The organism is Kitasatospora sp. NPDC001225 (genome assembly GCF_053597855.1).
In genome coordinates, this window is record NZ_JBSFJC010000010.1 from 65232 (window position 1) to 87882 (window position 22651).

The 22651-nt window shown below is 75.1% G+C and carries 19 protein-coding genes; 9 read left to right on the forward strand and 10 right to left on the reverse strand.

Annotation, left to right across the window (positions count from 1 at the left end; all coding sequences use genetic code 11):
* Positions 1 to 266: 266 nt before the first annotated feature.
* On the reverse strand, positions 267 to 959 hold the full coding sequence (locus ACWDCZ_RS05660; protein ID WP_449815286.1) for a response regulator: 693 nt from the start codon (positions 957 to 959) through the stop codon (positions 267 to 269).
* 88 nt (positions 960 to 1047) lie between these two features.
* Here ACWDCZ_RS05660 and ACWDCZ_RS05665 point away from each other — a divergent pair, with 88 nt between their 5' ends.
* Entirely contained in the window at positions 1048 to 2631 is a 1584-nt protein-coding gene (locus ACWDCZ_RS05665; RefSeq protein WP_449815287.1) for a purple acid phosphatase family protein, read from the forward strand.
* 63 nt (positions 2632 to 2694) lie between these two features.
* On the opposite strand, the gene ACWDCZ_RS05670 is transcribed toward ACWDCZ_RS05665, so the two are convergent.
* Positions 2695 to 3957: a sensor histidine kinase gene (locus ACWDCZ_RS05670; RefSeq protein ID WP_449815288.1), complete on the reverse strand. Its 1263-nt coding sequence runs from the start codon at positions 3955 to 3957 to the stop codon at positions 2695 to 2697.
* 160 nt (positions 3958 to 4117) lie between these two features.
* Here ACWDCZ_RS05670 and ACWDCZ_RS05675 point away from each other — a divergent pair, with 160 nt between their 5' ends.
* Together ACWDCZ_RS05675 and ACWDCZ_RS05680 are read left to right on the forward strand one after the other, a co-directional pair.
* Positions 4118 to 4732: a hypothetical protein gene (locus ACWDCZ_RS05675; RefSeq protein ID WP_375875388.1), complete on the forward strand. Its 615-nt coding sequence runs from the start codon at positions 4118 to 4120 to the stop codon at positions 4730 to 4732.
* A gap of 161 nt (positions 4733 to 4893) precedes the next feature.
* Entirely contained in the window at positions 4894 to 5664 is a 771-nt protein-coding gene (locus tag ACWDCZ_RS05680; protein ID WP_449815289.1) for a (2Fe-2S)-binding protein, read from the forward strand.
* A gap of 52 nt (positions 5665 to 5716) precedes the next feature.
* Here the strand turns inward: ACWDCZ_RS05680 and ACWDCZ_RS05685 are convergent, their stop codons facing one another.
* Both ACWDCZ_RS05685 and ACWDCZ_RS05690 read right to left on the reverse strand, forming a co-directional pair.
* Positions 5717 to 6478 (reverse strand): cache domain-containing protein, encoded by a 762-nt coding sequence (locus ACWDCZ_RS05685; protein WP_449815290.1) that lies wholly within the window; start codon positions 6476 to 6478, stop codon positions 5717 to 5719.
* A gap of 110 nt (positions 6479 to 6588) precedes the next feature.
* On the reverse strand, positions 6589 to 7341 hold the full coding sequence (locus tag ACWDCZ_RS05690; protein WP_234348498.1) for a FadR/GntR family transcriptional regulator: 753 nt from the start codon (positions 7339 to 7341) through the stop codon (positions 6589 to 6591).
* A 298-nt stretch (positions 7342 to 7639) separates the two neighbouring features.
* Here ACWDCZ_RS05690 and ACWDCZ_RS05695 point away from each other — a divergent pair, with 298 nt between their 5' ends.
* On the forward strand, positions 7640 to 9178 hold the full coding sequence (locus tag ACWDCZ_RS05695) for an APC family permease (protein WP_449815291.1): 1539 nt from the start codon (positions 7640 to 7642) through the stop codon (positions 9176 to 9178).
* A gap of 68 nt (positions 9179 to 9246) precedes the next feature.
* Positions 9247 to 10404 carry a CaiB/BaiF CoA transferase family protein gene (locus ACWDCZ_RS05700; RefSeq protein ID WP_449815305.1) on the forward strand — a complete coding sequence of 386 codons (1158 nt, stop codon included), beginning with the start codon at positions 9247 to 9249 and terminating at the stop codon, positions 10402 to 10404.
* A 224-nt stretch (positions 10405 to 10628) separates the two neighbouring features.
* Here ACWDCZ_RS05700 and ACWDCZ_RS05705 read toward each other — a convergent pair whose 3' ends face one another.
* From ACWDCZ_RS05705 to ACWDCZ_RS05725, 5 genes are all read right to left on the reverse strand, one after another.
* Complete coding sequence (locus ACWDCZ_RS05705; RefSeq protein ID WP_449815292.1) at positions 10629 to 11681, reverse strand: hypothetical protein; 1053 nt, start codon at positions 11679 to 11681, stop codon at positions 10629 to 10631.
* 211 nt (positions 11682 to 11892) lie between these two features.
* Positions 11893 to 13497, reverse strand: coding sequence for an alpha-amylase family glycosyl hydrolase (locus tag ACWDCZ_RS05710; protein WP_449815293.1), 1605 nt, complete (start codon positions 13495 to 13497; stop codon positions 11893 to 11895).
* 225 nt (positions 13498 to 13722) lie between these two features.
* Positions 13723 to 14400, reverse strand: coding sequence for a bifunctional 4-hydroxy-2-oxoglutarate aldolase/2-dehydro-3-deoxy-phosphogluconate aldolase (locus ACWDCZ_RS05715; protein WP_449815294.1), 678 nt, complete (start codon positions 14398 to 14400; stop codon positions 13723 to 13725).
* Positions 14397 to 16079 (reverse strand): N-acyl-D-amino-acid deacylase family protein, encoded by a 1683-nt coding sequence (locus ACWDCZ_RS05720; protein ID WP_449815295.1) that lies wholly within the window; start codon positions 16077 to 16079, stop codon positions 14397 to 14399. Before ACWDCZ_RS05720 ends, ACWDCZ_RS05715 begins: the two co-directional genes overlap by 4 nt.
* A complete protein-coding gene (locus tag ACWDCZ_RS05725) occupies positions 16079 to 17380 on the reverse strand; it encodes a type III PLP-dependent enzyme domain-containing protein (RefSeq protein ID WP_380775514.1) in 1302 nt (433 codons plus the stop codon). Before ACWDCZ_RS05725 ends, ACWDCZ_RS05720 begins: the two co-directional genes overlap by 1 nt.
* Before the next feature lie 243 nt (positions 17381 to 17623).
* On the opposite strand from ACWDCZ_RS05725, the gene ACWDCZ_RS05730 reads away from it, so the two are divergent.
* From ACWDCZ_RS05730 to ACWDCZ_RS05745, 4 genes are all read left to right on the forward strand, one after another.
* Positions 17624 to 18763 carry a sugar kinase gene (locus ACWDCZ_RS05730; protein WP_449815296.1) on the forward strand — a complete coding sequence of 380 codons (1140 nt, stop codon included), beginning with the start codon at positions 17624 to 17626 and terminating at the stop codon, positions 18761 to 18763.
* A gap of 31 nt (positions 18764 to 18794) precedes the next feature.
* Positions 18795 to 19544, forward strand: a complete 750-nt coding sequence (locus tag ACWDCZ_RS05735; RefSeq protein ID WP_049652384.1) for an IclR family transcriptional regulator — start codon at positions 18795 to 18797, stop codon at positions 19542 to 19544.
* A gap of 28 nt (positions 19545 to 19572) precedes the next feature.
* The gene (locus ACWDCZ_RS05740) at positions 19573 to 20001 is read left to right on the forward strand and encodes a RidA family protein (RefSeq protein WP_380667869.1); all 429 of its coding nucleotides are present in this window, start codon (positions 19573 to 19575) and stop codon (positions 19999 to 20001) included.
* A 150-nt stretch (positions 20002 to 20151) separates the two neighbouring features.
* Positions 20152 to 20871 carry a DUF2470 domain-containing protein gene (locus ACWDCZ_RS05745; protein WP_416874541.1) on the forward strand — a complete coding sequence of 240 codons (720 nt, stop codon included), beginning with the start codon at positions 20152 to 20154 and terminating at the stop codon, positions 20869 to 20871.
* 58 nt (positions 20872 to 20929) lie between these two features.
* Here ACWDCZ_RS05745 and ACWDCZ_RS05750 read toward each other — a convergent pair whose 3' ends face one another.
* A complete protein-coding gene (locus ACWDCZ_RS05750) occupies positions 20930 to 22480 on the reverse strand; it encodes an APC family permease (protein WP_449815297.1) in 1551 nt (516 codons plus the stop codon).
* Positions 22481 to 22651 lie beyond the last annotated feature (171 nt).

Sequence of the window (22651 nt, forward strand, 5' to 3'; positions counted from 1 at the left end):
ATACCGTTCACCCCTGGTGCACAGCCCGCAGGAGGCGCATGATGGGAGATGGACCTGCGAGGTAGCTGAAGGAGTTCGACCGCAGGAGGCAGTGGCGACGGATCGAGACGGATCAGGGTCCGACGCTGGATGACTACCTCGGTCGACGATCGAACTACCGGCCGGAGGACTCACGTCCGGAGGCCACCCCCACCTCGTAGGTTCCGCGCGTCCACGGAGCATCCCCTCGGCCCCGTGGGCGCGCACCCGTCTCCGCGGCACCGCCGCTACCGCTCCTGCGCCGCCCAGCCCATCTCCCAGGCGTGCACCGCGATCCCGACCCGGTTCGCCACCCCGAGCTTGCGCTGGACGCTGGCGACGTGGGTCTTCACCGTCCCCGGCGAGATGAACAGCTCCGCGGCGATGTCCGCGTTGGTGCGGCCCGCCGCGACGTGCCCGGCGATCTCCACCTCCCGCTCGGTCAGCGGCACCACAAGCGCGGGCCGCCGCCGCTCCGGGCGGCGCGGAGCCGTCACGTGCCGCAGCAGCCGGACGGTGACCGACGGGCTGATCAGGCTCTCCCCGTCCGCCGCCGCCCGCACCGCCTCGGCCAGCAGGGACGGGCCGGAACGCTTCAGCAGGAAACCGGACGCCCCGTGCCGCAGGGCCGGGTACACGTACTCGTCCAGGTCGAAGGTGGTCAGCACCACGACCCGCACCGGCTCCGCCACCCCCGGCCCGGCCAGCCGCCGGGTCAGCTCCAGTCCGTCCATCCGCGGCATCCGGATGTCCACCAGCGCGACGTCCGGCCGCAGTTCGGCCGCCAGCTCCAGTGCGGCGAGCCCGTCCGCCGCCTCGCCCACCACCTCGATGTCCGGCTGGGCCGTCAGGATCCGCCGCACACCGCGCCGTACGGCCTCCTGGTCGTCCGCGATCAGGGTGCGGATCACCCGCGGGCCGTCGCCGTTCGTCCTCGTCACGCCCAGCAGTGTGACGCACGGGTGACGGACGGGAAAGTTCACGCGGCGGACCCGGCTCGGTTCACCTTCGTCCGGTGGGCTGGCCGCCATGAACGATTCCAGTGGACGTCTCCCCGTCAGCAGGCGCGGGCTCCTGGCCGGGGCGACCGGCGTCGGCCTCGGCGGTGCCGTGTCCCTCTCCGGCGTCTCGGCCGCCCCCGCCGCCGCCTCCCCGGTGCTCTGGCAGCGGCCGGACCGCTCCGGCGCGCCGCGGGTGGCCGGCCTCCACCTCCAGTTCGGCTCGGACGCCTCCCGCGAGGTGGTGGTCTCCTGGCACACCACCCGGTCCGTCGGCAACCCCCGGGTGGTGTACGGGACTTCGAACGGCGGCTTCGGCCGGACGGTCCAGGCCGCGACCCGCACCTACCGGGACGCCGCGTCCGGCACCGAGGTCCAGACGCACCACGCCCGGCTGACCGGCCTGCGCGCCGACACGGACTACGTCTACGCCGCCGTCCACGACGGCACCACCCCCGAACTCGGCACCGTCCGCACCGCCCCGCGCGGCCGGTCCGCCTTCACCTTCACCAGCTTCGGCGACCAGGGCACCCCGACCCTCGGCAAGAAGACCGCCAACGGCTACGTGAACGACAACCTCGGCAGCCCCGCCGCCGGCGACACCACCGCCGGGGTCGAGCGGATCGCCCCGCTGTTCCACCTGCTCAACGGCGACCTCTGCTACGCGAACATCGCCACCGACCGGGTCCGCACCTGGTCCGACTGGTTCGAGAACAACACCCGATCGGCCCGCCACCGCCCCTGGATGCCCGCGGCCGGCAACCACGAGAACGAGAAGGGCAACGGCCCGATCGGCTACGGCGCCTACCAGGCGTACTTCGAGCTGCCGGACGCCCGCTCCGACGCGGAGACGCGCGGCCTGTGGTACTCGTTCACGGCCGGCTCGGTGCGGGTGATCAGCCTCAACAACGACGACGTGGCCTACCAGGACGGCGGCAGCAGCTACGTCCACGGCTACTCCGGCGGCGCCCAGCAGCGCTGGCTGGAACGGGAGTTGATCGCGGCCAACGCGGACCCGGGGATCGACTGGATCGTGGTCTGCATGCACCAGGTGGTGATCTCCACCGCCGACAAGTTCAACGGCGCCGACCTCGGTGTCCGCGAGGCCTGGGTGCCGCTGTTCGACAAGTACGGCGTGGACCTGGTGGTCTGCGGCCACGAGCACCACTACGAGCGCTCGCACCCGATCCGCGGCCAGCAGCCGACCGACACCCGCACGCCGATCCCGGTCTCCACCGGCACCGAGACCATCGACACCACCAAGGGCACCGTCCACATGGTCATCGGCGGCGGCGGCACCTCGGCCCCGTCCAACCAGCTCTTCTTCAGCCCCGCCAAGGCCCGGGTGATCACCGGCGTCGGCGCCGTCGACCCGGCCACCGGCAAGCGCCCGCCGGTGTACGTCATCGAGGACGCCCCCTGGTCCGCCTTCCGGGACGCCGACAACCCGTACGGCTTCGCCTCCTTCGACGTCGACCCGGGCGGGCGCAACGGGCAGACCACCATCGGCGTCACCTACTACTCCGTCAGCGGGCCGTACGGGGACCTCGTCCCGGTCGACCGCTTCACCCTGACCCGCCCGCGCGGCACCCGGGGCGGCGGCCGGGCCCACTGAGCGCGACGCGCCCGGAAGCGGGGGCAGCCTTGCGGCGCCGGCCGACGCCGCAGGGCGCGTGCCTCAGCGACCCGGCAGGGAGCAGCTGACCCGCCAGCCCCCGGGCGTGCCCGGGCCGGCGGTCAGCGAGCCCCCGTGGGCGGCGGCGCGGGCGGTGAGCCCGGCCAGGCCGGTGCCGCCGGCACCGGGGCGGCGGCGCAGCAGCGGCTTGCGGGACGGGCCGCCGTCGTCGGTGACGGTCAGCTCGACCGTGCCGTCCGTGCCGGGGGCCACCCGGACGGTGACCTCGGTGGCCTGCGGCGCGTGCCGACGGATGTTGGTGAGGGCCTCCAGGACGACGGCGTACGCGGTCGCCTCGGCCTCGGCGGAGAGCCGGCCGGCGGTCTCGGGCGCCAGCTCGGCGGTGGCGCGCGGGGCACCGGCGGTGCCGCCGGCACCGGTGGCGCCGAAGCGGGTGACCAGTTCGGGGAGGTCGGCCAGGCCCAGCCGGCGCGTGGTCGCGCCGTCGGACTCCTCCTCCCGGTCCGGCGGATCGGACCGGCCGTCCCGGCCGCCCTCTCCGCCCGGCTCGCGCAGGGCGCCGACCATCTCGTCCATCGAGTCCAGCGCCCGCAGCCCGGCCTCCTCCAGGCGCCGCAGCAGTGCGGCGGTCTCCCCCGGCTCCTGGTCCGGGAGTTGACCGGCCTGGGCCTCCAGCACGATGCCGGTGATCTCGTGCGCGACGAAGTCGTGCAGCCCCCGCGCCACCTCCAGCCGCTGTTCGCGCCGGGCCCGGGCGACCGCCCGCTCCCGTCGGGCGTCCAGGACCCGCAGGTAGAGGGCCGCCCCCGCGACACCGAGCAGCGGCAGCAGCGACAGCAGCACCCCGACCACCGACCAGGCCGCGCCGCCCTGCGGCGTCCGCAGGGAGAACCGCAGCGGCAGCAGCACCGCCGCGAGCCCGAGCAGCCCGCCGACCGGGCCGACCCGGCGGTCGGACAGCCCGCGGACGGCCCGGAAGAGCAGCCCGAGCAGGGCGAGCCACTCGAACGGCAGCCAGAACGCGGGCAGCCGGTACGGCCCCGGGTAGACCAGGTCGACCAGCAGCGAGGCCCCGGCCACCGCCCCGACCGCCGCACCGAGCGTGATCCGCCCGGCGGGCCAGGGCAGCAGCGCCACCACCGCGGCGAACGCCGCCGTCAGGGCGAGCAGCGCGGCCGCTGCCCGGGCGTCCGGTTGCGCCAGCAGGACGGGCGCCAGCAGGGCGAGCGCGGAGACGGCGGCGAGCGGCCGGCGGATCCGGGCGGAGCGGGGTCGGGCGGAACTGGTTCGGGCTTCGGTGCGCACCCACCGAGCCTAGGGGGCAGCTCTCCCGGGGGAGGCCGGTTCCTTCCCGGGGAGGAGCGACCCACCGTCAACTCCCCTCCGCAGCGGGAGGTCCGCGCGGCCGGGCGGAAGCATGCTGAGTGGCACCGGAACGACCGAGCCCGAAGGAGAACCCACCCCCATGAACCGCCGCCTCGCCACCGCCGCCGTCTCGCTCCTCCTGCTGACCGCGACGGCCGCCACCGCCGCACCGGCCGCCGTCGCCGCACCGACCACCACCGTCGCACCGGTCCCCGCCGCACAGGCGTCCGCAGCACAGGCGTCCGCCGCGGAACCGGCCGACCCCGCGGGCGGCTTCGGACCGGTGAGCGTGCGCGGCACCGGCAACACCGTCCTCACCACGGCCTTCCAGGGCTTCGAGGGCGACCCGGTGCAGATCTCGGTGGACGCCCGCACTTCCACCAACACCGATCCGCGCGGCACCGCGGGCCACTTCCACGTCCGTCACGTGCACACCGACGGCCGGCTGGTCGCCGACTTCGAGGGCGACATCACCTGCCTGGCCGTCGGCGGCCGGGAGGCGATCGCCACCGGGGTGATCACCAAGAGCGAGGCACCGTGGTTCCCGGGCCTGGAGCTGACCGGTCAGAAGGTCGCGCTCTCGGTGGAGGACAACGGGCGGCGCGGGGACCGGATGGGCTGGGTCTGGGGCGTGTTCGGCCAGCCGGTCTCGGACTGCCAGGGCACGGTACCGTTCATCCGCACGACCAGTGGTGACTTCTCCGTGCGCGGCTGACACCCGGCCGACCAGGCCTGCCCGGGCCGCTCGGGTCCGACCGGGGCGACGCGCATGGTCGCCCGAGCACCCGCAGACCTGGAGGCCCCGATGCCCCTCGACCATCCGACCACCCCGCCGCGGGCGGGTGCGGGGTTCAACGACCGCACAGGGGACGGCCGTTGAACCCCGCACCCGGCCTTCGGCCGCCGGACTACGCCCGACTCGCCGCCGTCGGGCCGTACTTCGCGCTGGACACCGCACCGGCCGACCGGCCGCCCGAGGGCTTCCGGCCGCTGGCCGAGCTGTACGGCACCGGGCCGGACGCGCCATTGGCGGCGCGGCTGCGGGTGGTGGCGCGGCGGCTCGGCACCGACGAGCCCCGGGTCGCCGCCTCGATCCTGCACCTGGGACTGGCCGCCCGCTTCTGGTCGGTGGGCCTGGGCTCGGCCGTCCTGCTGGGGACGGTCCCGACCCTGGAGCACGCCTGGGTGCGGATCCCGGACCAGGGCCCGCTCGACCTGTGGACCCCGCCGGAGCCCGTCCGGCCGCCCGCCGTTCCGTCCTCCGGGCCGACCGCCGGGAAGGCCGCCGGGACGCTCGCCGACCAGCTGCACGAGGCCGTCCTGCTGGGCCAGTTGGAGCCACTGGCGACGGCCGTACGGGCGGCCGCCCCGCTCTCCCGCCGCCTGCTGCTCGGCAACGCCGCCTCCGCGCTGGCCGGGACGCTGCGGATCCTGGACGCCCATGCGCCGGTCGCCGCACGGGCGTTGGTGGCGGAGCTGCTGGACCGTCCGCCGCTGGCCGGGTCGGGCACCCTGCGCACCGGGCCGCGCGGTACGGCGTTCCGCCGGAACAGCTGCTGCCTCTACTACCGGCTGGGTCCGGGCGCCGGTCTCTGCGGCGACTGCTGCTTCAGCACGCCGCCCGGCCGCGGGAAGCGGAACGACTAATACCTTCACAAATGAAGGTCATATCGGCTTGCCGGCACCGTCCGGTCAACCGTCAGCCGCGCACCACCGTCCAGTCCACCGCCGCCGACGGCACCCCGGCCCGCTCTGCCGCCGGGTCCGCGAGCAGCCCGCGCGCCAGCGAACCCACCGGCAGGGCCGGGGTGGTGGCGGCCAGCACCCGCCCCTCGCCGTCGAGCAGCGCGGCCTCACCGGCCAGCTCCCGCAGCGGCGGCACCAGCAGCCGTTCCAGCGCGGCCAGCGGGACGTCCCCGGCCGCGACCCCGACGAAGCCCGAGCCCGGGACGACCACCGGCCGGGCGCAGCACAGCACGTACCGGTCGGCACAGAGCAGGTCGACCTGCGGCCCGGCCACCACGGCCCGCCCCTCGTCCCGGGGCCGGGCGAACCAGGGCAGCACCCGGTAGTCGTAGAACTCGGCGTCCGCCGGGTCGAGCACGAGCCGCAGCCGCCGCTCCCCGGCCCCGCGCGCGCCGCGGTACCACCACTCCGCGTGCAGGTCCGCGTCGGCGAGCGCGCCGGGTGCCACGACCGCTCCGCAGCCGAACCAGCGCGAGCCGGGCCGCGCCAGCAGTTCGCCCACCACCCCGCGCACCGCGGCGAGTTCGGCGGCCCCGGGCCGGCGGCCCTCGGCGGCCGCCCGGGTCCAACAGTCGGCCGCGGCCGCCCGCAGGCCGTCCAGTTCGGCGAGCACCTCGTCGACGGCTGCGGCGGCCCGTCGGGCGCAGCGCTCGACGGCGGCGGGCCCGCCGCGGGCTCGGGCAACGGGCAGGGCGGGGCTGGACGCGCTGGTCATGACGGCTCCGGCGGCGAGGGAGGGTTCCGGCGGCAACGGGCTTCCGGCAACGGACTTCCGGCGAGGGGCGGCTCCGGGAGCAACGGGTTCCGGGAGCAACGGGCCCCGGCTCAGCCGTCGTCCGCCAACTCCAGGTGCCGCCGGACCAGATGGTGGACGCAGGCCACCGCGTGCGCCTCGGCCGCGGCCCGGGCGCCGGCCGCGTCGCCGGCCAGCACCGCGACCAGGATCTCCCGGTGCTGCTCGGCGAAGCGCTCCTGGTCCGGCCCGTGCGGGGCGGGCAGCCAGAGCAGCGGGCCGAGTTCGGCCTGGAGCCGGACGGCGAGCTGGGTGAGCCGCACCGACTGGGCGGCGACGGCGAGTTCGATGTGGAAGCGGGCGTCGGCGCGGCACCGCTCGGCGGGCCCGGCGGCGTCGCGCAGGTCGTGCACCAGCCGGGTGAGCCTGGGGCCGAGGTCGGCCGGGGCGCGTTCGGCGGCGAGCCGGGCGGCGGTGCCGAAGACGGCCAGCTCCTCGTCGCCGAGGTCGCGCAGGTCGACGGTGGCGAGGTCGCGCAGCCGGGCGAGCTGGAGGTGCTGGGAGCCCTCGGCGGGGGTGCGGACGAAGCTGCCGCCGTTGCGGCCGCGCCGGGTCTCGATCAGCCCGGCCTCGCGGAGCAGGGCGAGGGCCTCGCGGACGGTGCCGTTGGCGACGCCGAGCTGGTCGGCGAGGTCGTTCTCGCTGGGCAGTTGGTCCCCGTCCGCGACCAGCCCGAGGGCGATCGCCTCGGTGATCCGGCGGGCCACCGCGTCGGCGCGACCGAGGTCGGCGAGCGGCGCGAGGACGGCGCTGAGCAGCGGGGTCGCACTGCCGATGGTCGTCACACCGCCCCCTCCTCGATCACCGTCGCCGGGTCGCCCGTCGCCGGATCACCCGCCTCCGGATGAGCGTCTCCGAACCGCCGTCTCCGAACCGCCGTCGCCGGATCACCGTCCGACCGGATGTTTCCCGCAGGGTACCTCCCGGTCGAGCGCGCACCCTTGCCGCTAGAAACTCAATCTCGTATGTTTTCCCGCAGCCTCGGCCCGAACAGCACCCCGCAGCACTCCCCCACGCATCACGACGACGCGTCACGACGACGCGTCCTGACGACGCATCACGACACGTTCCCAGGAGCAGGTCATGACCGATGCCAGTGCCCGTGCCACCGCCCACTCCCCCGACCCGGACACCGAACGGCTGGCCGCCCTCGGCTACACCTCCGAGTTCAAGCGCGACATGAGCCTCTGGGCGAACTTCTCGCTCGGCTTCACCTATCTCTCCCCCGTGGTCGGCGTGTACACACTCTTCGCCACCTCGCTCCAGACCGCCGGGCCGCCGATGGTCTGGAGCTTCCTGATCGCGGGCCTCGGCCAGCTGCTGGTGGCCCTGGTGTTCAGCGAGGTGGTCGCCCAGTTCCCGGTGGCCGGCGGGGTGTACCCGTGGGCGCGCCGGCTCTGGGGCCGCACCTGGGGCTGGCTGACCGGCTGGGTCTACCTGCTGGCGCTGATGTCCACCATCGCGGCCGTCTCCTACGGCGCCGGCCCGTACGTGGCCGCCCTCCTGGGCGTCGAGCCGAGCACCGCGACGACCGTCTGGTGCGCGCTCGGCCTGCTGGCGCTCGCCACCGTGATCAACCTCGGCGGCACCCGGGTCCTGTCGGCGGCGGCCATGTTCGGCTTCGCCGCCGAGCTGCTCGGCGCCCTGGCGGTCGGCGCCTGGCTGCTGCTGACGCACCGCTACCACGGCCTCGGCGTGGTCTTCGACCGCTTCGGCGCGGGCGGCGACGGGAACTACGCCGACGCCTTCCTGGCCGCCGGGCTGATCGCGGTCTTCCTGTTCTTCGGCTTCGAGGCCTGCGGCGACGTCGCCGAGGAGGTGGCCGATCCGGGTCGACAGATCCCCAAGTCGATGCGGCGCACCATCTACGTCGGCGGCGCGGCGGCGATCGGGGTCAGCCTGGCCCTGGTGATGTCGATCCAGGACATCGGCGCGGTGGTCTCCGGCGACGACAAGGACCCGGTGGCCAAGGTGCTGCACGACGCCTTCGGCGCGGCCGGCGCCCGGGTGGTGATCGGCGTGGTGCTGATCTCCTTCCTGTCCTGCGTGCTGAGCCTCCAGGCGGCGGCGAGCCGGCTCGCGTACTCCTTCGCCCGGGACCGGATGATCGCGGGCAGCCGGCTGCTGGCCACCGTCTCGGGCCGGCTGCGGGTGCCGCCGTACGCGCTGCTGCTCGCCGCGGCGCTGCCCGGCGTGATCATCGTGGGCGCCTCGGCGCTCTCCGAGGGCGCCCTCACGAAGATCATCTCCTTCTCCAGCATCGGCATCTACCTGGCCTTCCAGATGGTGGTGCTGGCCGCCCTGCGGGCCCGGCTGCGCGGCTGGCGCCCGAGCGGGGACTTCCGGCTCGGCCGCTGGGGCCTGGCGGTGAACATCGGCGCGCTGGTCTACGGCGTCGCCGCGATCGTCAACATCTGCTGGGGCCGCACCCCGGACGCCGCCTGGTACGACAACTACCTGGTGCTGCTCTCGGCGGTGGTCGTGCTCGCGGCCGGCGGCCTCTACCTCCTGCTGGCCCGCCCGCACCTGCGCGGCGACGCCCCCTCGGGCGACGCGACGGCCGGTGGCCCGGCGACCGGCGGCGCGACGGCCGCGGCCGGGGCGGCCAGGGGGCGGTCGTGACCGGGCTCCCGCTGGACGGCGTCCTGGTCGCCGACTTCGGCCGGGTCCTCGCCGCGCCCTACCTGACCATGCTGCTGGCCGACCTCGGCGCCGACGTGATCAAGGTCGAGCAGCCCGGCACCGGCGACGACACCCGCGCCTGGGGCCCGCCGCACGCCCAGGGCGAGGCCACCTACTTCCTCTCCGTCAACCGCAACAAGCGCTCCCTCACCCTCGACCTGCGCGACCCGGCCGACCACGCCCGCGCCGTCGAACTCGTCCGCCGCGCCGACGTACTGGTGGAGAACTTCCGCCCCGGCACGATGGCCCGCCACGGCCTCGGCCCGGACCGCGCCGAGGAGCTCAACCCGTGGCTGGTCTACTGCTCGATCACCGGCTTCGGCTCCGGCGAGGGCGCCGGACTGCCCGGCTACGACCTGCTGGTGCAGGCCGTCGGCGGACTGATGTCCGTCACCGGCCCGGCCCCCGGCGAGCCGGTGAAGACCGGCGTCGCACTGGTGGACGTCCTGACCGGACTGCACGCGGCGGTCGGCGTGCTGGCCGCGCTGCGCGAGCGCGAGGCCACCGGCCGGGGCCAGCTGGTGGAGCTGAACCTGCTCTCCACCCTGCTCTCCGGCCTGGTCAACCAGTCCGCCGGCTACACCCTGGCCGGCGCCGTGCCCGGCATCCTCGGCAACCGCCACCCCTCCATCGCCCCGTACGAGGTGTTCGCCGCCGCCGACCGTCCGCTGGTCGTCGCGGTCGGCAACGACCGGCAGTTCGCCGCGCTCTGCCGGGGCGTGGGCGCCCCCGAACTGGCCGCCGACCCGCGCTTCGCCACCAACGCCGACCGGGTCGCGCACGTGGGCGCGCTGGCCCGCGAGCTCACCGCCCGGCTCGAACGCCGCACCGCCGCCGAGTGGTTCGCGGTCCTCACCCCGCTCGGCGTGCCCTGCGGACCGGTCAACGACCTGGCCGGGGCCTTCGCCCTCGCCGACTCGCTCGGCCTGCACCCGCGGGCGCCGCTGCCCGGCCCGGACGGCCGCCCGCTGGAGCTGGTCGCCAACCCGATCGGCCTCTCCCGCACCCCGCCCCGCTACCACCTGCCCCCGCCCCGGCTCGGCGAGCACACCGCCGAGCTCACCGCCTGGCTGGACGCCCCGCACGACCGACACGCCCCGCACGACCAGGACGCCCCGACCTACCCGACCGACCCGTACGACAAGGACCCCGAGGACCGCCCATGAGCACCCCGCACCGCACCCGCACGCCAGGGTGACCCCGACGGGCACCGGCGAGATCCACACCCTGGTGGTCGGCCAGGCCCTCACCGGGCAGGCGGCGCACCGCCAGGCGCGTACGGGGGGACGCCGAGGCCCGCGTCCGGCTTGTCCAGGGCCGGGCGCGGGCCGCCGATCCCCACCCGGTGCCGATGCCCGCGGCACCCGGTGAAGCCTTCCGAGGGGCGCGGTCAGACCGCGACCGCCTCCTCCATCTCCTCCTCGGCCTCCGCCGGCGTCTCGACCGGACGGCGCCCGCGGCCCTCGTACATCGCCGCGGCCACCAGCGCCGCACCGCCGAGCAGCAGCCAGACCAGCAGGGTCACGACGTGCCCGCCGAGGCCCGCGCCGCCGTCGAAGTACATGATGCTGCGCGCGCCCTCCAGGAAGCCGGCGCCGGTCCAGAAGCCGTGCAGGCCGCCGAAGAACCCGTTCTGCAGCTCGGGCCGGTAGATGCCGCCGGAGGAGGTGAAGTTCAGCATCACGAACAGCACCATCAGGGCCAGCGTGGTCCACTTCTTCAGGAAGCTGTGCAGGCCGATGCCGATCAGCACGATGCCCGCCGAGTAGAGCCAGCCCAGCGCCCAGATCGCCGCGTAGTCGTGGTCGACCACGTGGAAGACCGGCCCGGCGGTGACGATGCCGATCACGCTGACCGCCAGCGAGACCGCCACCCCGACCAGCGCCCGGACCGCCATGCTCAGCCCCGCACCGGCGGCGCCGATCACCGCGACGCTGGCGTAGGAGCCGATGCTCAGTGCGACCAGCAGGAAGAACAGGCCCTGTCCGGTCGGGTCGCCCGCGGCCGGGGTGGTCAGGTCGGTGACGTGCAGCGGCACGCCCTGCCGGTCGGTGACGTTGGTGAACACCGCCGTGGCGGCCACCACCGAGGTGTCCGAGTTCCCCTTGGCGACGATCAGCTCGGGGCTCTTGGCGTCCGGCACGAAGGCGCCCACCAGGTCCCGGTCGCGCAGCTGCTGCTCGGCGGCGGCCCGGTCGTCTACGGTGCGGACGTCGAGCGCGTTCCCGGCCTTGCCCTGGATGGCCTGCGCCAGGCCCTGCGCCTGCGGCGTGGTGCCGACCACCGCCACCTTGAGGTGGTGGGGCTCGGGCTGGTGGAAGGCGCCCTGGTAGGCGAGCGCCATGCCCAGGCACATCAGCAGCGGGGTGATCAGGTGGATGGCCAGGTGCTTGAGCGAGTGCCCCAGGGTGGGCGCTGTGGCGGGGTTCCGGGGTGTGCTCATGGCGTTCGTACCGTCCTCCGGTGGCGTGTCTGTCAGCTTGATCATGAAGGTGGCAAATGCAACCAATGAGGGTGGTAAATGCAACCATCTATCGATGTAGCTTACAACTATCCGACACCGATCGGAAGCCGGGCCCCGAACAGGACCCGGCTCCCCGCCGCACTCGGCCCGGCTACCGCACCCGCACGCGGCCCGGCTACCCCGCCCGCGCTCAGCCCAGCTCGAACACCCCGTACGAGAACCCGTCCGCCCACAGCTCCCCGTCCGCGACCCGCACGCCCTGCACCTCCAGCGGCCGGACGCCCGGCGCCGACGGGACGCCCGCCGGCAGGCCCGGCAGCCGGACGGACGCCGGCTCCCGGCGGGGATTGACCGCCACCAGGTACCGCCCGGCCCGGGTGTACACCAGCGGGTAGCCGGCGTGCCGGACCTCCACCCCGCCGGCCGCGCCCAGCCCCGGGTGCGCCCGGCGCAGCGCGATCAGCCGCCGGACGGTGTGCAGCAGCGAGGTCGGGTCGGCGCGCTGGGAGAGCACGTCCGGACGGTGCGGGTCCGGGTCCACCGGCAGGTACAGCCGCTCGGGAGGGGCGCTGGAGAAGCCGGCGGTGGGGCCGGGCGTCCACTGCATCGGGGTGCGCGAGCCGGCCCGGTTGAACCGCGGCCCGAGGACGCTGCCCTCGGTGTCGGGCAGGCCCGGCAGGTAGCGCATGCCGATCTCGTCGCCGTAGTAGACCGCCGGGAGGGTGGGCCAGGTGAGCAGGAAGGCGAAGGCGGGGGCGAGCTGCTCCGCGGTGCGCGGGCCGGTGGCCAGCCGGGAGAAGTCGTGGTTGGCGGTGGGCAGCACGATCTGCCCGCCGCCCTCGGTGAGTTCGGCGGCGGAGCGCCAGGCGTCCAGGAAGGGCTGCGGGGTGCCCCGGCCCTCGGCCTCGAAGTAGCAGGCCTCCTGGTGCCAGAACTCCTCGACCGTCCCGCCGTTGTTGTTCCAGAGCGAGCGCAGCGGCAGGCCGTGGTCCGCGCCGCCGAAGTGCAGGAAGAAGTCGGCGTGGAAGCCGGCTGTGACGGCGGCGGCCGGGTCTCCCCACTCGGCGAGCAGGACGGCCTCGGGGTGGGCGCGGTCCAGCCAGTCGCGCAGCTCGGTCCAGAGCTTGGCGGTCTCCGCCTTGCCCGGGTCGTCCTTGACCAGCGAGTAGGCCATGTCCACCCGGAAGCCGGACACCCCGAGGCCGAGCCAGTGCGCCATGATCGCGCGCAGCGCCGCCCGGTTGGCGCGCGGGCCGTCCGCGTCCACCGCCTGCCGCCAGGGTTCCTCGGAACTGCCGCGCGCGTAGCCGAAGTTCAGCGCGGGCTGGCAGTCGAAGAAGTTCGGCAGGTACCAGCCGGGGCGGCTGCCGGGCGAGGCGACGAAGCCGTCCACCGGGCGGTCGGACCAGATGTACCGGTGGTCGGACGGGTCCTCGGCGGAGGCCAGGAACCAGGGGTGGCGGTCGGAGGTGTGCCCGGCCACCAGGTCCAGCAGGACCCGGATGCCCTTGCCGCGGGCGGCCTCCACCAGGGCGGCCAGGTCCTCGGTGCTGCCGTAGCGCGGGGCCGGGGTGAGGTAGTCGGCGACGTCGTACCCGGCGTCGCGGAACGGCGAGGCGAAGCAGGGGTTGAGCCAGACGGTGTCGACGCCGAGCCAGGCGAGGTGGTCCAGGTGCTCGGCGATGCCGGCGAAGTCGCCGATGCCGTCGCCGTCGGAGTCGGCGAAGCTCTGGGGGTAGATCTGGTACAGCACGGCGTCGGCGAGCCAGTCGGGGCCGGGGCGGGTCGAGGTCATGGGCGGTTCCTCCTGCCGGGTCCGGGGCCCGGGGCTGGCCGGGCGGGGAGGGGGCTGGGCCGGGACGGGCTCGGCCGGGGCCGAGCCGGGTGCCCCCGATTCTCGTCCAATCCCGGCCGTCCCGACAGCCCGCCTCACCACGCCGCGAGCGCCGACGACCCGCTACGCCCCCGCCGCGAACACCGGTGGCCCGGCTACGCCCCCGCCGCAGATGTCGACGGCCCGCTACGCCCCCGCCGCCCCGGCGCAGGCCGCCGTGAACGCCCGGGCCCGCCGGGTGATCTCGGCCCAGTCCCCCGCCGCGACCACGTCCGGCGGCACCACGTCCGTCCCCGCGCAGACCGCGAGCGCGCCGTGCGCCAGGAACTCGGCGGCGTTGCCCGCGTTCACCCCGCCGGAGGCCACCAGCGGCACGTCGGGGTACGGGCCGCGCAGGTCCTTGAAGTAGCCGGGCCCGAACGCCCGGGCCGGGAAGATCTTGACGGCGGCGGCCCCGAGGTCCACCGCGTGCGCCACCTCGGTCGGAGTGAGCGCCCCGAGCACCACCGGAACCCCGGCGGCGGCCGCCGCGCCGGCGACCTCGGGGCGGCAACCGGGGGTGACCAGGAAGGACGCCCCCGCCTCGACCCCGCGCCGCGCCTGCTCGGCGGTCAGCACCGTTCCGACGCCGACCCGCCAGCCGGCCTTCGAGGCCCGGAGCAGATGGTCCGTCACATCCGGTGTGGTGTAGGTGAATTCGGTCAGGTTGATGCCGCCCTCGGCGAGGGCCGCGCAGAGCGCGGCGGCGTCCGGGATCCGGGGTGCGCGGACCACCGCGATCACCGGTTCGTCGCGCAGTCCGGAAAGCCCGGTCGGAACGGAGGGGTCGGAGGAGGGGTCGGTCGGGGCGGACGGCTCGGTCATATGGCCAGGGTTCCTCGGTCGGTTCGGCGCAGGGCACGCCCGGGTCGGGCGCCGGTGGTGCGGCCCCCCCGGACGACGGCGCTGCCGTTGACGTACACGTACTCGATGCCCTCGGCGGGCAGCCGGGGGTCCTCGAAGGTGGCGGCGTCCCGGACCTTCCCGGGGTCGAGGAGCACCAGGTCGGCGTGGTGGCCGGGGGCGATCCGGCCCCGCCGGTCCAGCCCCAGCCGGGCGGCGGGGCGGCCGGTCATCCGGGCGATCGTCTCCTCCAGCGTGAGAACTCCCAACTCCCGGCTGTAGTGGCCGAGGTAGCGCGGGAAGGTGCCCCAGGCGCGCGGGTGCGGCCGGGCGCCGACCAGCAGTCCGTCGCTGCCGACGGTGTGCGCGCGGTGGCGCATGATCGCCCGGACGTTCTCCTCGTGCCCGACGTGCTGGAGGATCGTGGTGGCCAGCCCGTCCCGGCGCAGCAGGTCCAGGAAGACCTCGGTGCCGGTCCGCCGCTCCTCGACGGCCAGTTCGGCGACGGTGCGGCCGACCGTCCCGGCGAGCGGGGCCGAGCCGACGCCGGAGATCTGGATCGTCGCCCAGTCGGTGACCACGCCGTGGCAGCCGTCGCTGCCCTTCTCCTCCACCTCGTACCGGATCCTCGCGCACTGCGCGGGGTCGTCGAGCCGCGCCAGCGTCGCGGCCGGGCCGCCCTCGGTGGCCCAACTCGGCAGCAGGGCGGCCAGGGTGGTGGAGCCGGGCAGGTAGGGGTAGCTGTCCAGGGTGAGGTCGACGCCGTCGGCGAGCGCCCGGTCGAGGAGCTCCAGCAGCTCGCCAGCCCGGCCCCGGTTGACCCCGAAGTTCATCGTGGCGTGGGTCAGGTGCAGCGCGCAGCCGCTCCGCCGGGCGATCTCCACCATCTCCGCGTAGCCCTCCAACGCCCCTTCACCGTACGAGCGTTGGTGCGGGGCGTGGAAGCCGCCGTAGGCCGCGACGACGGTGCACAGCTCGACCAGCTCGGCGGTGTCCGCGTACATCCCGGGGGTGTAGCTGAGGCCGCTGGACATGCCGACCGCGCCGTCCAACAGGCTCTTCGCCAGCACCTGCCGCATCCGGTCAATTTCGCCGGGGGTGGGCGGACGGTTGGCCCAGCCCATGACGAGCATCCGCAGCGTGCCGTGCGGGACGAGGTAGCAGGCGTTGACGGCGACGCCGCTGCGGTCGATCCGGTCGAGGTAGCCGGCGACGTCCCGCCAGTCCCAGTCGAAGCCGTCCGGATCGCCGTTCCAGCCCGCGAGTTGGCGGCGCAGCGCGGGCAGCGTGGCATCGTCCACCGGGGCGTAGGACAGGCCGTCCTGGCCGAGGACCTCGCAGGTGACGCCCTGGGTGACCTTGGCCGGGTGCTCGGGTTCGCGCAGCAGGGCGAGGTCGGAGTGGGCGTGCATGTCGATGAAGCCGGGGGCCAGTACCAGCCCGTCGGCGTCCACCACCTCGGCCGTGCCGAGGCCCCTGCCGATCCCGCCGATCCCGCCGGTCCCGCCGCCCTCACCGGACTCGCCGGTCTTGGCGATCTCGACGATCAGGCCGTCGGCGATCCGGACGTCCGCCCGGTAGCGCTCCGCGCCGGTGCCGTCCACCACGGTGGCGCCCCGGAAGACCGTCGCGCCCCCGCGGGCCGCTCTCTCCCCGGGCATCAGAAGAACGTCCTGACCAGGCCGGTGACCTTCGGCTCGGCAGCGTCCGCGGAGTCCAGCACCGGGATCGCCGTCCACTTGTCGAAGGCGGTGCAGGGGTGCGAGACGCCCAGCCGCAGCACGGCGCCGATCGGCGCGAGGTCGCCCGCGTCCCGCAGGAAGGCGTGCTGGTCGTTGAGTGCCGTGATCCGGGCCGCCGTTCCGGTCAACTCGGCGCCGCCGCGCACCCGTTGCGGCTCCGGCAGGCCCTCGTCGAAGGGCAGGTCGCGCTTGCCGGCGTCCAGCAGCGCGAGCTGCGGCTCGGGCCGGGAGACGACCCGGGCCCAGCCGTGCAGCGCACCGCGGAACGGCGTCCGCCCGCCGTCCCGGGCCAGCGGCGAGATGCCCCGGTAGAAGCCGTCGTCGTGGGCGATGTACGCGCCCGAGCGCAGCACCGTGAACGACTCCGGCAGGTTCGCCAACTCCTCGACCACCAGGTCGAAGTAGGCGCTGCCGCCGGCCGAGACCACCGGCGGGGTGCCGTCCGGGTAGGCGCTCGCCAGCCGGCCGTGCAGCTCGCCGAGCTCCCGCAGGTAGCCGCGGACGGCGGCCAGCCCCTCGGCCGAGGCGTCGTGCGCGATCGCGCCCTCGTAGCCGCCGATGCCCGCCAGCCGCAGGGTGGGGGCGCGCAGCACCGCGGCGGCGACCTCGACGGCGGCGTCCGCGCCGCGGGCGCCGGTCCGCCCGCCGGGGCCGCCGAGCTCGACCAGCACCTCGACCGGCCGTTCGGCTCCGGCGGCGCGCAGCGCCTCGTCCATCAGCCGCACACTCTCGACGGAGTCGACCCAGGAGAGGAAGGCGAAGTCCGGGTCGGCGGCGAGTTCGTCGGCGAGCCAGGCCAGTCCGGCCGGGTCGAGCAGGGCGTTGGCGAGCAGGATGCGCTGGACCCCGAAGGCCCGGGCGATCCGCACCTGCGGCAGGTTGGCGAGGGTGATGCCGTGGCTTCCGGCGTCGAGCTGCGCCTGCCAGAGGGCGGGCGCCATGGTGGTCTTGCCGTGCGGGGCGAGCGCGACGCCCGCCTTGGCGCACCAGTCGGCCATGGTGCGGACGTTGTGGTCGAGGGCGGCGCCGTCGAGGGTGAGCAGCGGGGTGCCGAGCGAGGAGAGGGTGGGGCCGGTGGCGAGCCACTCCCGCGTGCTGCGGCCCCACGACTGCGGCGGAGCGGCTTTGAACCGCCAGTCGAGCGGTTCGTCGGCCAGGGCCGCCACCGCTCCCCGGGCGATCCCCGGCCCGGTACCGCTGCTTGCGAAGGTCTGCTCCACCGTGTTCCTCCATCCGCACAGGTTGCAACATGCGCAACGAGGGTTGCACATGCTGGCAACACGGTTCTAGCATCGGCGCCGGATCACGGTCAACGGACCGGGCTCCCGGTCGACGGGGTCGGCTCACGTGCGGTGCTCGCGGAGAAACGCGGTGCTCACGGACGAACGCGGCGTTCACGCGCCACGGAGTCGGCCCGGTGGGCCCGCTCTCGACGGAACGGCCGCAGACGAGGAGCCCCGCACATGCCGCGACAGGACACCCAGGGCCCGACCCGCCCCGGCGCTCCCCCGACGGCCGTGTGCGTGGGCGAGTCGATGGCCGTCCTGCTGCCGGACCGCCCGGGCCCGCTGGAGTCGGTGGAGAGCTTCCGTCTCTCGGTCGGCGGCGCGGAATCCAACGTGGCGGGCGCGCTGGCCGCGCACGGCGTGCCGACCGCCTGGATCAGCCGGGTCGGCGACGACGGCTTCGGCCGCCGGCTGCTCGCCGAGGTCGCCGCCCGCGGCGTGGACGTCTCGGCGGTCGCGGTCGACCCGCACCGCCCGACCGGCCTCTACCTGAAGGAGGTCGGCGGCACCACCGGCGACCGCCACGACCTCGGGCCCGGCCGCAGCCGGCTGCACTACCACCGGCGGGGCTCCGCGGCCGCCGCGCTCTCCCCCGGCCTGCTCGCCGACCCGGCCGCCGCCGCGCTGCTGGCCGGCGCCCGGCTGCTGCACCTGTCCGGCATCACCGCCGCGCTCTCCGACGACTGCCTGGCCCTGCTGCGCGCCCTGCTCGCCGACCGCCGTCCGGGCCGCCTGGTCAGCTTCGACCTCAACTGGCGCCCCTCGCTCTGGCTCGACCGCGACCCGGCCGTCCTGCCGCCGCTGCTGGACGCCGCCGACCTGCTGCTGCTCGGCGCCGACGAGGCCGAGGCCGCCTTCGGCACCGGCGACCCGGCCGAGCTCCGCCGCCGCTTCCCCGCCCCGGCCACCGTCGTGGTCAAGGACGCGGCCCGGCAGGTCACCGCCCTGGATCAGGACGGTACGGCGGTCACCGAGCCGGCCCTCGCGGTCGAGGTGGTCGAGGCCACCGGCGCCGGCGACGCCTTCGCGGCCGGCTACCTGGCCGGCACCGTCCGGGGCCTGGACCAGCGGCGCCGACTGCGGCTCGGCCACCTGAGCGCCGCCTGCGCGCTGACCGCCCCCGGCGACCAGGCCGAGCTGCCGGACGCCGCCGTGGTGGCCGCCCTGCTCGACGCCTCCCCCGCCCAGTGGGCCGCCACCCGGGTCACCCCGGAGGGCATCACCGGCCCGTCCCTGCCCGCCGGCGTCGCACGCCCGGCCGACCGGACGCGGTGCGCCGACCGGTCGTCGTCCGCCGACCGGGCCCGGGCACAATGAGCGGGAACCCCAGCCCTCGAAGCGGAGCACGATGAGTCAGACCGTCACCCGCGCCCTGCGCATCCTCGCCGAGCTCGGCGAGGGCGAGCGCTCCCTCGACCAGCTCGCCGAGGTGCTCGGCGTCCACAAGACGACCGTGCTCCGACTGCTGCAGAGCCTCGAAGAGGAACGGTTCGTCTATCGCGACGCGGCCTACCGCTACCACCTGGGCGCCGGCCTCTTCGCGCTCTCCGGTCTGGCCCTGGAGCAGCGCGGCGTGCGCCGGATCGCCGCCCCGCACCTGGCCGAGCTGAACGCCGCCACCGGCCAGACCGTGCACCTGGCCGCGTACGAGGGCGGCGAGGTGGTCTACATCGACAAGTTCGACTCCCGCCACCCGGTGCGGATGTACTCCCGGATCGGCCTGCGCGCCGCCCTGCACAGCGCCGCCGTCTCCAAGGTGCTGCTGGCCGACCTGCCGCTGCCGGAGCGGCGCCGGGTGGTGGCCGGGATCGACTTCGTCCGGCACACCGAACGCACCCTGACCTCCCCCGAGGCGCTGCTCGCCGAGCTGGAGAGGGTCGCCGCCCAGGGCTGGGCGCAGGACCACGCCGAGCACGAGTCCTTCATCAACTGCGTGGCCGCGCCCGTCCGGGACGCCAGCGGGCGGGTGGTCGCCGCCGCCTCGATCTCCGTCCCGGACGTCGTCCTGCCGTACGAGCAGGTGCTGGACCTGCTCCCGCAGCTGCTCGCCACCACCCGCGCCGTCTCGGCCGACTGCGGCCGCCCCGACCACAACTGACGAACCGTCACACAACGTAAGGAACCCGATGTCCGCCGAGCACCCCCAGACCTTCGAGAAGACCGAGATCCGCACCGACGGCGCCCCCGCCCCCGCCTGGATGTTCTCCCAGGGCGTCCGCAAGGGCCCGTTCCTCCAGGTCTCCGGCCAGGGCCCGCAGGACCCGGCCACCGGCGAGTACCTGCACCACGGCGACGTGAAGGCGCAGACCCGCCGCACCCTGGAGAACGTCAAGGCCATCGTCGAGGCCGGCGGCGCCACCATCGAGGACGTGGTGATGTTCCGCGTCTACCTCACCAAGCGCGCCGACTTCCCGCTGATGAACGAGGTCTACGCCGAGTTCATCGACGAGAACGTCAAGCCCGGCGGCGTGAAGCCGTGCCGTACCACCGTCTTCGTCGAGCTGCCGCAGGAGCCGATGCTGGTCGAGATCGACGCCCAGGCCGTCATCGGCTGACCCGGCCCCGCCCGACGGAAGGGCCCGGACGCCACCCGCGCGTCCGGGCCCTTCCGCCTGCCCGGGCCCGCCCGCTCGCCCCACCGCCTGCTTGCCACACCCCCAGCCGCACATTAGGTTAGGCTCACCTAACTAACTGGAGGTCCGTCCATGAGCCTGCCCACCGGCGACACCGAGGTCCCCGAGCCCAGCACCGCCGACCGGATCCACAGCCTGCTCAGCACGACCTCCTCACTCACCGTCCGCGCCCTGGGCGAGCACCACCACCTGGACACCCCGGTCTCCGTGCACGGCTCCCGGCTGCGGCTGCGCGCCGCCCTGGACGACCCGCTGACCACGGCCGCCGTCGGCGCCGCCGAGGGCCTCGCCGTCGTCCTCGACGTCACCGACATCGCCCCCGTCGCCGTCCGCGACCGCGTCCGCGCCCGCCTCACCCTGGCCGGCCGACTGCGGCCGGCCCACCTCACCGACGACGGCCTCGGCGTGCACCTGCGGGTGGACGTCGCCCACGCCGTCCTCGCCACCCCGTACGCCACCGGCGCGATCACCGCCGCCGACCTCGCCCTGGCCACCCCCGACCCGCTGGCCCGGTACGAGGCCATGCTGCTCACCCACCTCGCCGACGACCACGCCGAGGCGCTCGACGTCCTCACCCGGCTGCTCGACCCGGCCGTGCTCGCCCACGCCCCGGAGGTCCGCCCGCTCGCCCTGGACCGCCACGGCCTGGTGCTGCGCCTGGACCACTCGCACGGCCACCGCGACGTCCGCCTGGTCTTCCCCGAACCCGCCCGGGACACCGACGACTTCGGCCACCGGATGCACGAGCTGCTGGCCGCCGCCCAGTACGGCCTGCCGGTCCACCGGCGCTGAACCCGGGCCCGCCCGGCGCGAACGCCCGGGCCCGCCGGCCACCGCGGCCCCGGCCCGGTCACCGCTCGACCGCGTCCTCCAGCACCACCCGCCCGATCCGCGCGTACAGCCCGGGCCGCCACCGGCGCACCGCGAGCGCCAGCCCGACCCCGCCCGCGAACACCCCGATCACCAGGTACGGGATCAGCCGGAACAGCAGCGTGTGCGCCGCCTCCCCCGCCGCGGCGTCCCGGTTGAGCACCAGCAGCACCACCACCCCGGCCATCGCCACCCCGCCCGCCAGCGGCGCGGCCAGCGTCCGGAACCAGTGCGCCGTCTCCGGGTGCCGTCCGCGCACGTGGAAGTACCCGACCACGGCGAAGGAGCAGAGCGTCTGCACGACCAGGATCGCCATCGTCCCGAGCAGCGCCAACAGCGTGTACAGGTGCGCGTACGGGTCCATGCCGGCCGCCAGGAACCCCGCCACCAGCCCCACCGCGATGACCGACTGCGTCACCGAGGCGATGTGCGGCGAGCCGTGCCGCGGATGGGTGCGGCCGAGCGCCGGGTGCAGCAGCCCCTCCCGCCCGATCGCGTACAGGTACCGGGCCGCGCACTGGTGGAAGGCCATCGCGCAGGCGAACGAGCCGGTGACGACCAGCCATTGGAAGACCTTCACCGCCCAGGCCCCCAGGTGCGCGGCGAGCTGGTCGAAGAACAGGCTGTTGCCGTCCTTGCCCGGCACCGCGCCGCCCGCCACCGCGACCGCCCGCTCGACGCCGTTGCCGGACACGATCATCCAGGACACGAAGACGTAGAGCAGCCCGACCCCGATCACGGAGATCAGCGTGGCCCGCGGCACCACCCGCTTCGGGTCGCGGGACTCCTCGCCGTACATCGCGGTGGACTCGAAGCCCACCCAGGACCAGAACGCGAAGAACAGTCCGAGTCCGGCCGCCGAGGTGCCCGAACTCCCCACCCCCTTCAGCGCGTTCAGCGGGTTCAGGGTCCCGGCCGCGAGCCCGTCCGGCCCGCCGCCGGAGAGCAGCACCGCCAGTGAGACCGCCGACAGGACGCCGATCTCCAGCACCAGCGCGACCCCGAGCACCCTGGCCGTCAGATGCAGGTCGAACCAGCCCATCACCCCGATCACCGCCGCCCCGAACAGCGCGTACCAGCCCCAGCCGACGTCCACCCCCAGCTGCGAACGGACCAGCCCGCGCAGCGAGTACGCGAAGAAGCCGAGGGCCGCGGCCTCGGTGACGACGTACGCGAGCACCGCGAGCAGCCCCGAGGCCATCCCCGCCACCCGCCCCAGCCCGTGCGAGACGTAGCCGTAGAACGCGCCGGCCGCGGTGATGTGCCGGGCCATCGCCACGTAGCCGACCGAGAACACCGTCAGCACCACGGTCGCCACGATGTACGCCGCGGGCGCGCCCGCGCCGTTGCCCTGACCGACGATGATCGGCAGGTTGCCGGTCATCGCGGTGATCGGGGCGGCGGTGGCGAGCGCCATGAACACCACGCCGACCAGGCCGACCGAGTCCGCCTTCAGCCGGTCGACCCCGCCCGCCCCGGGCCGCTCCCGCCCGGCCGTCTCCCCCGCCACGCCCCCGCTGCGGACCGCCATCCGGCCTCCTCGCCTCCCGGCCCGCCCGACCGCCGGACCGGCCGGGCACTGACCGTCCGCCAGCATGGCGCCCCGGAGGCGCCCGGAGATCCCGGCGACCACCCTGTGGGACACCGGAGTTGACGCTTCGTTCGATCTCTCGAACACCCCGGGCGGGCCCGGGAACGAAAG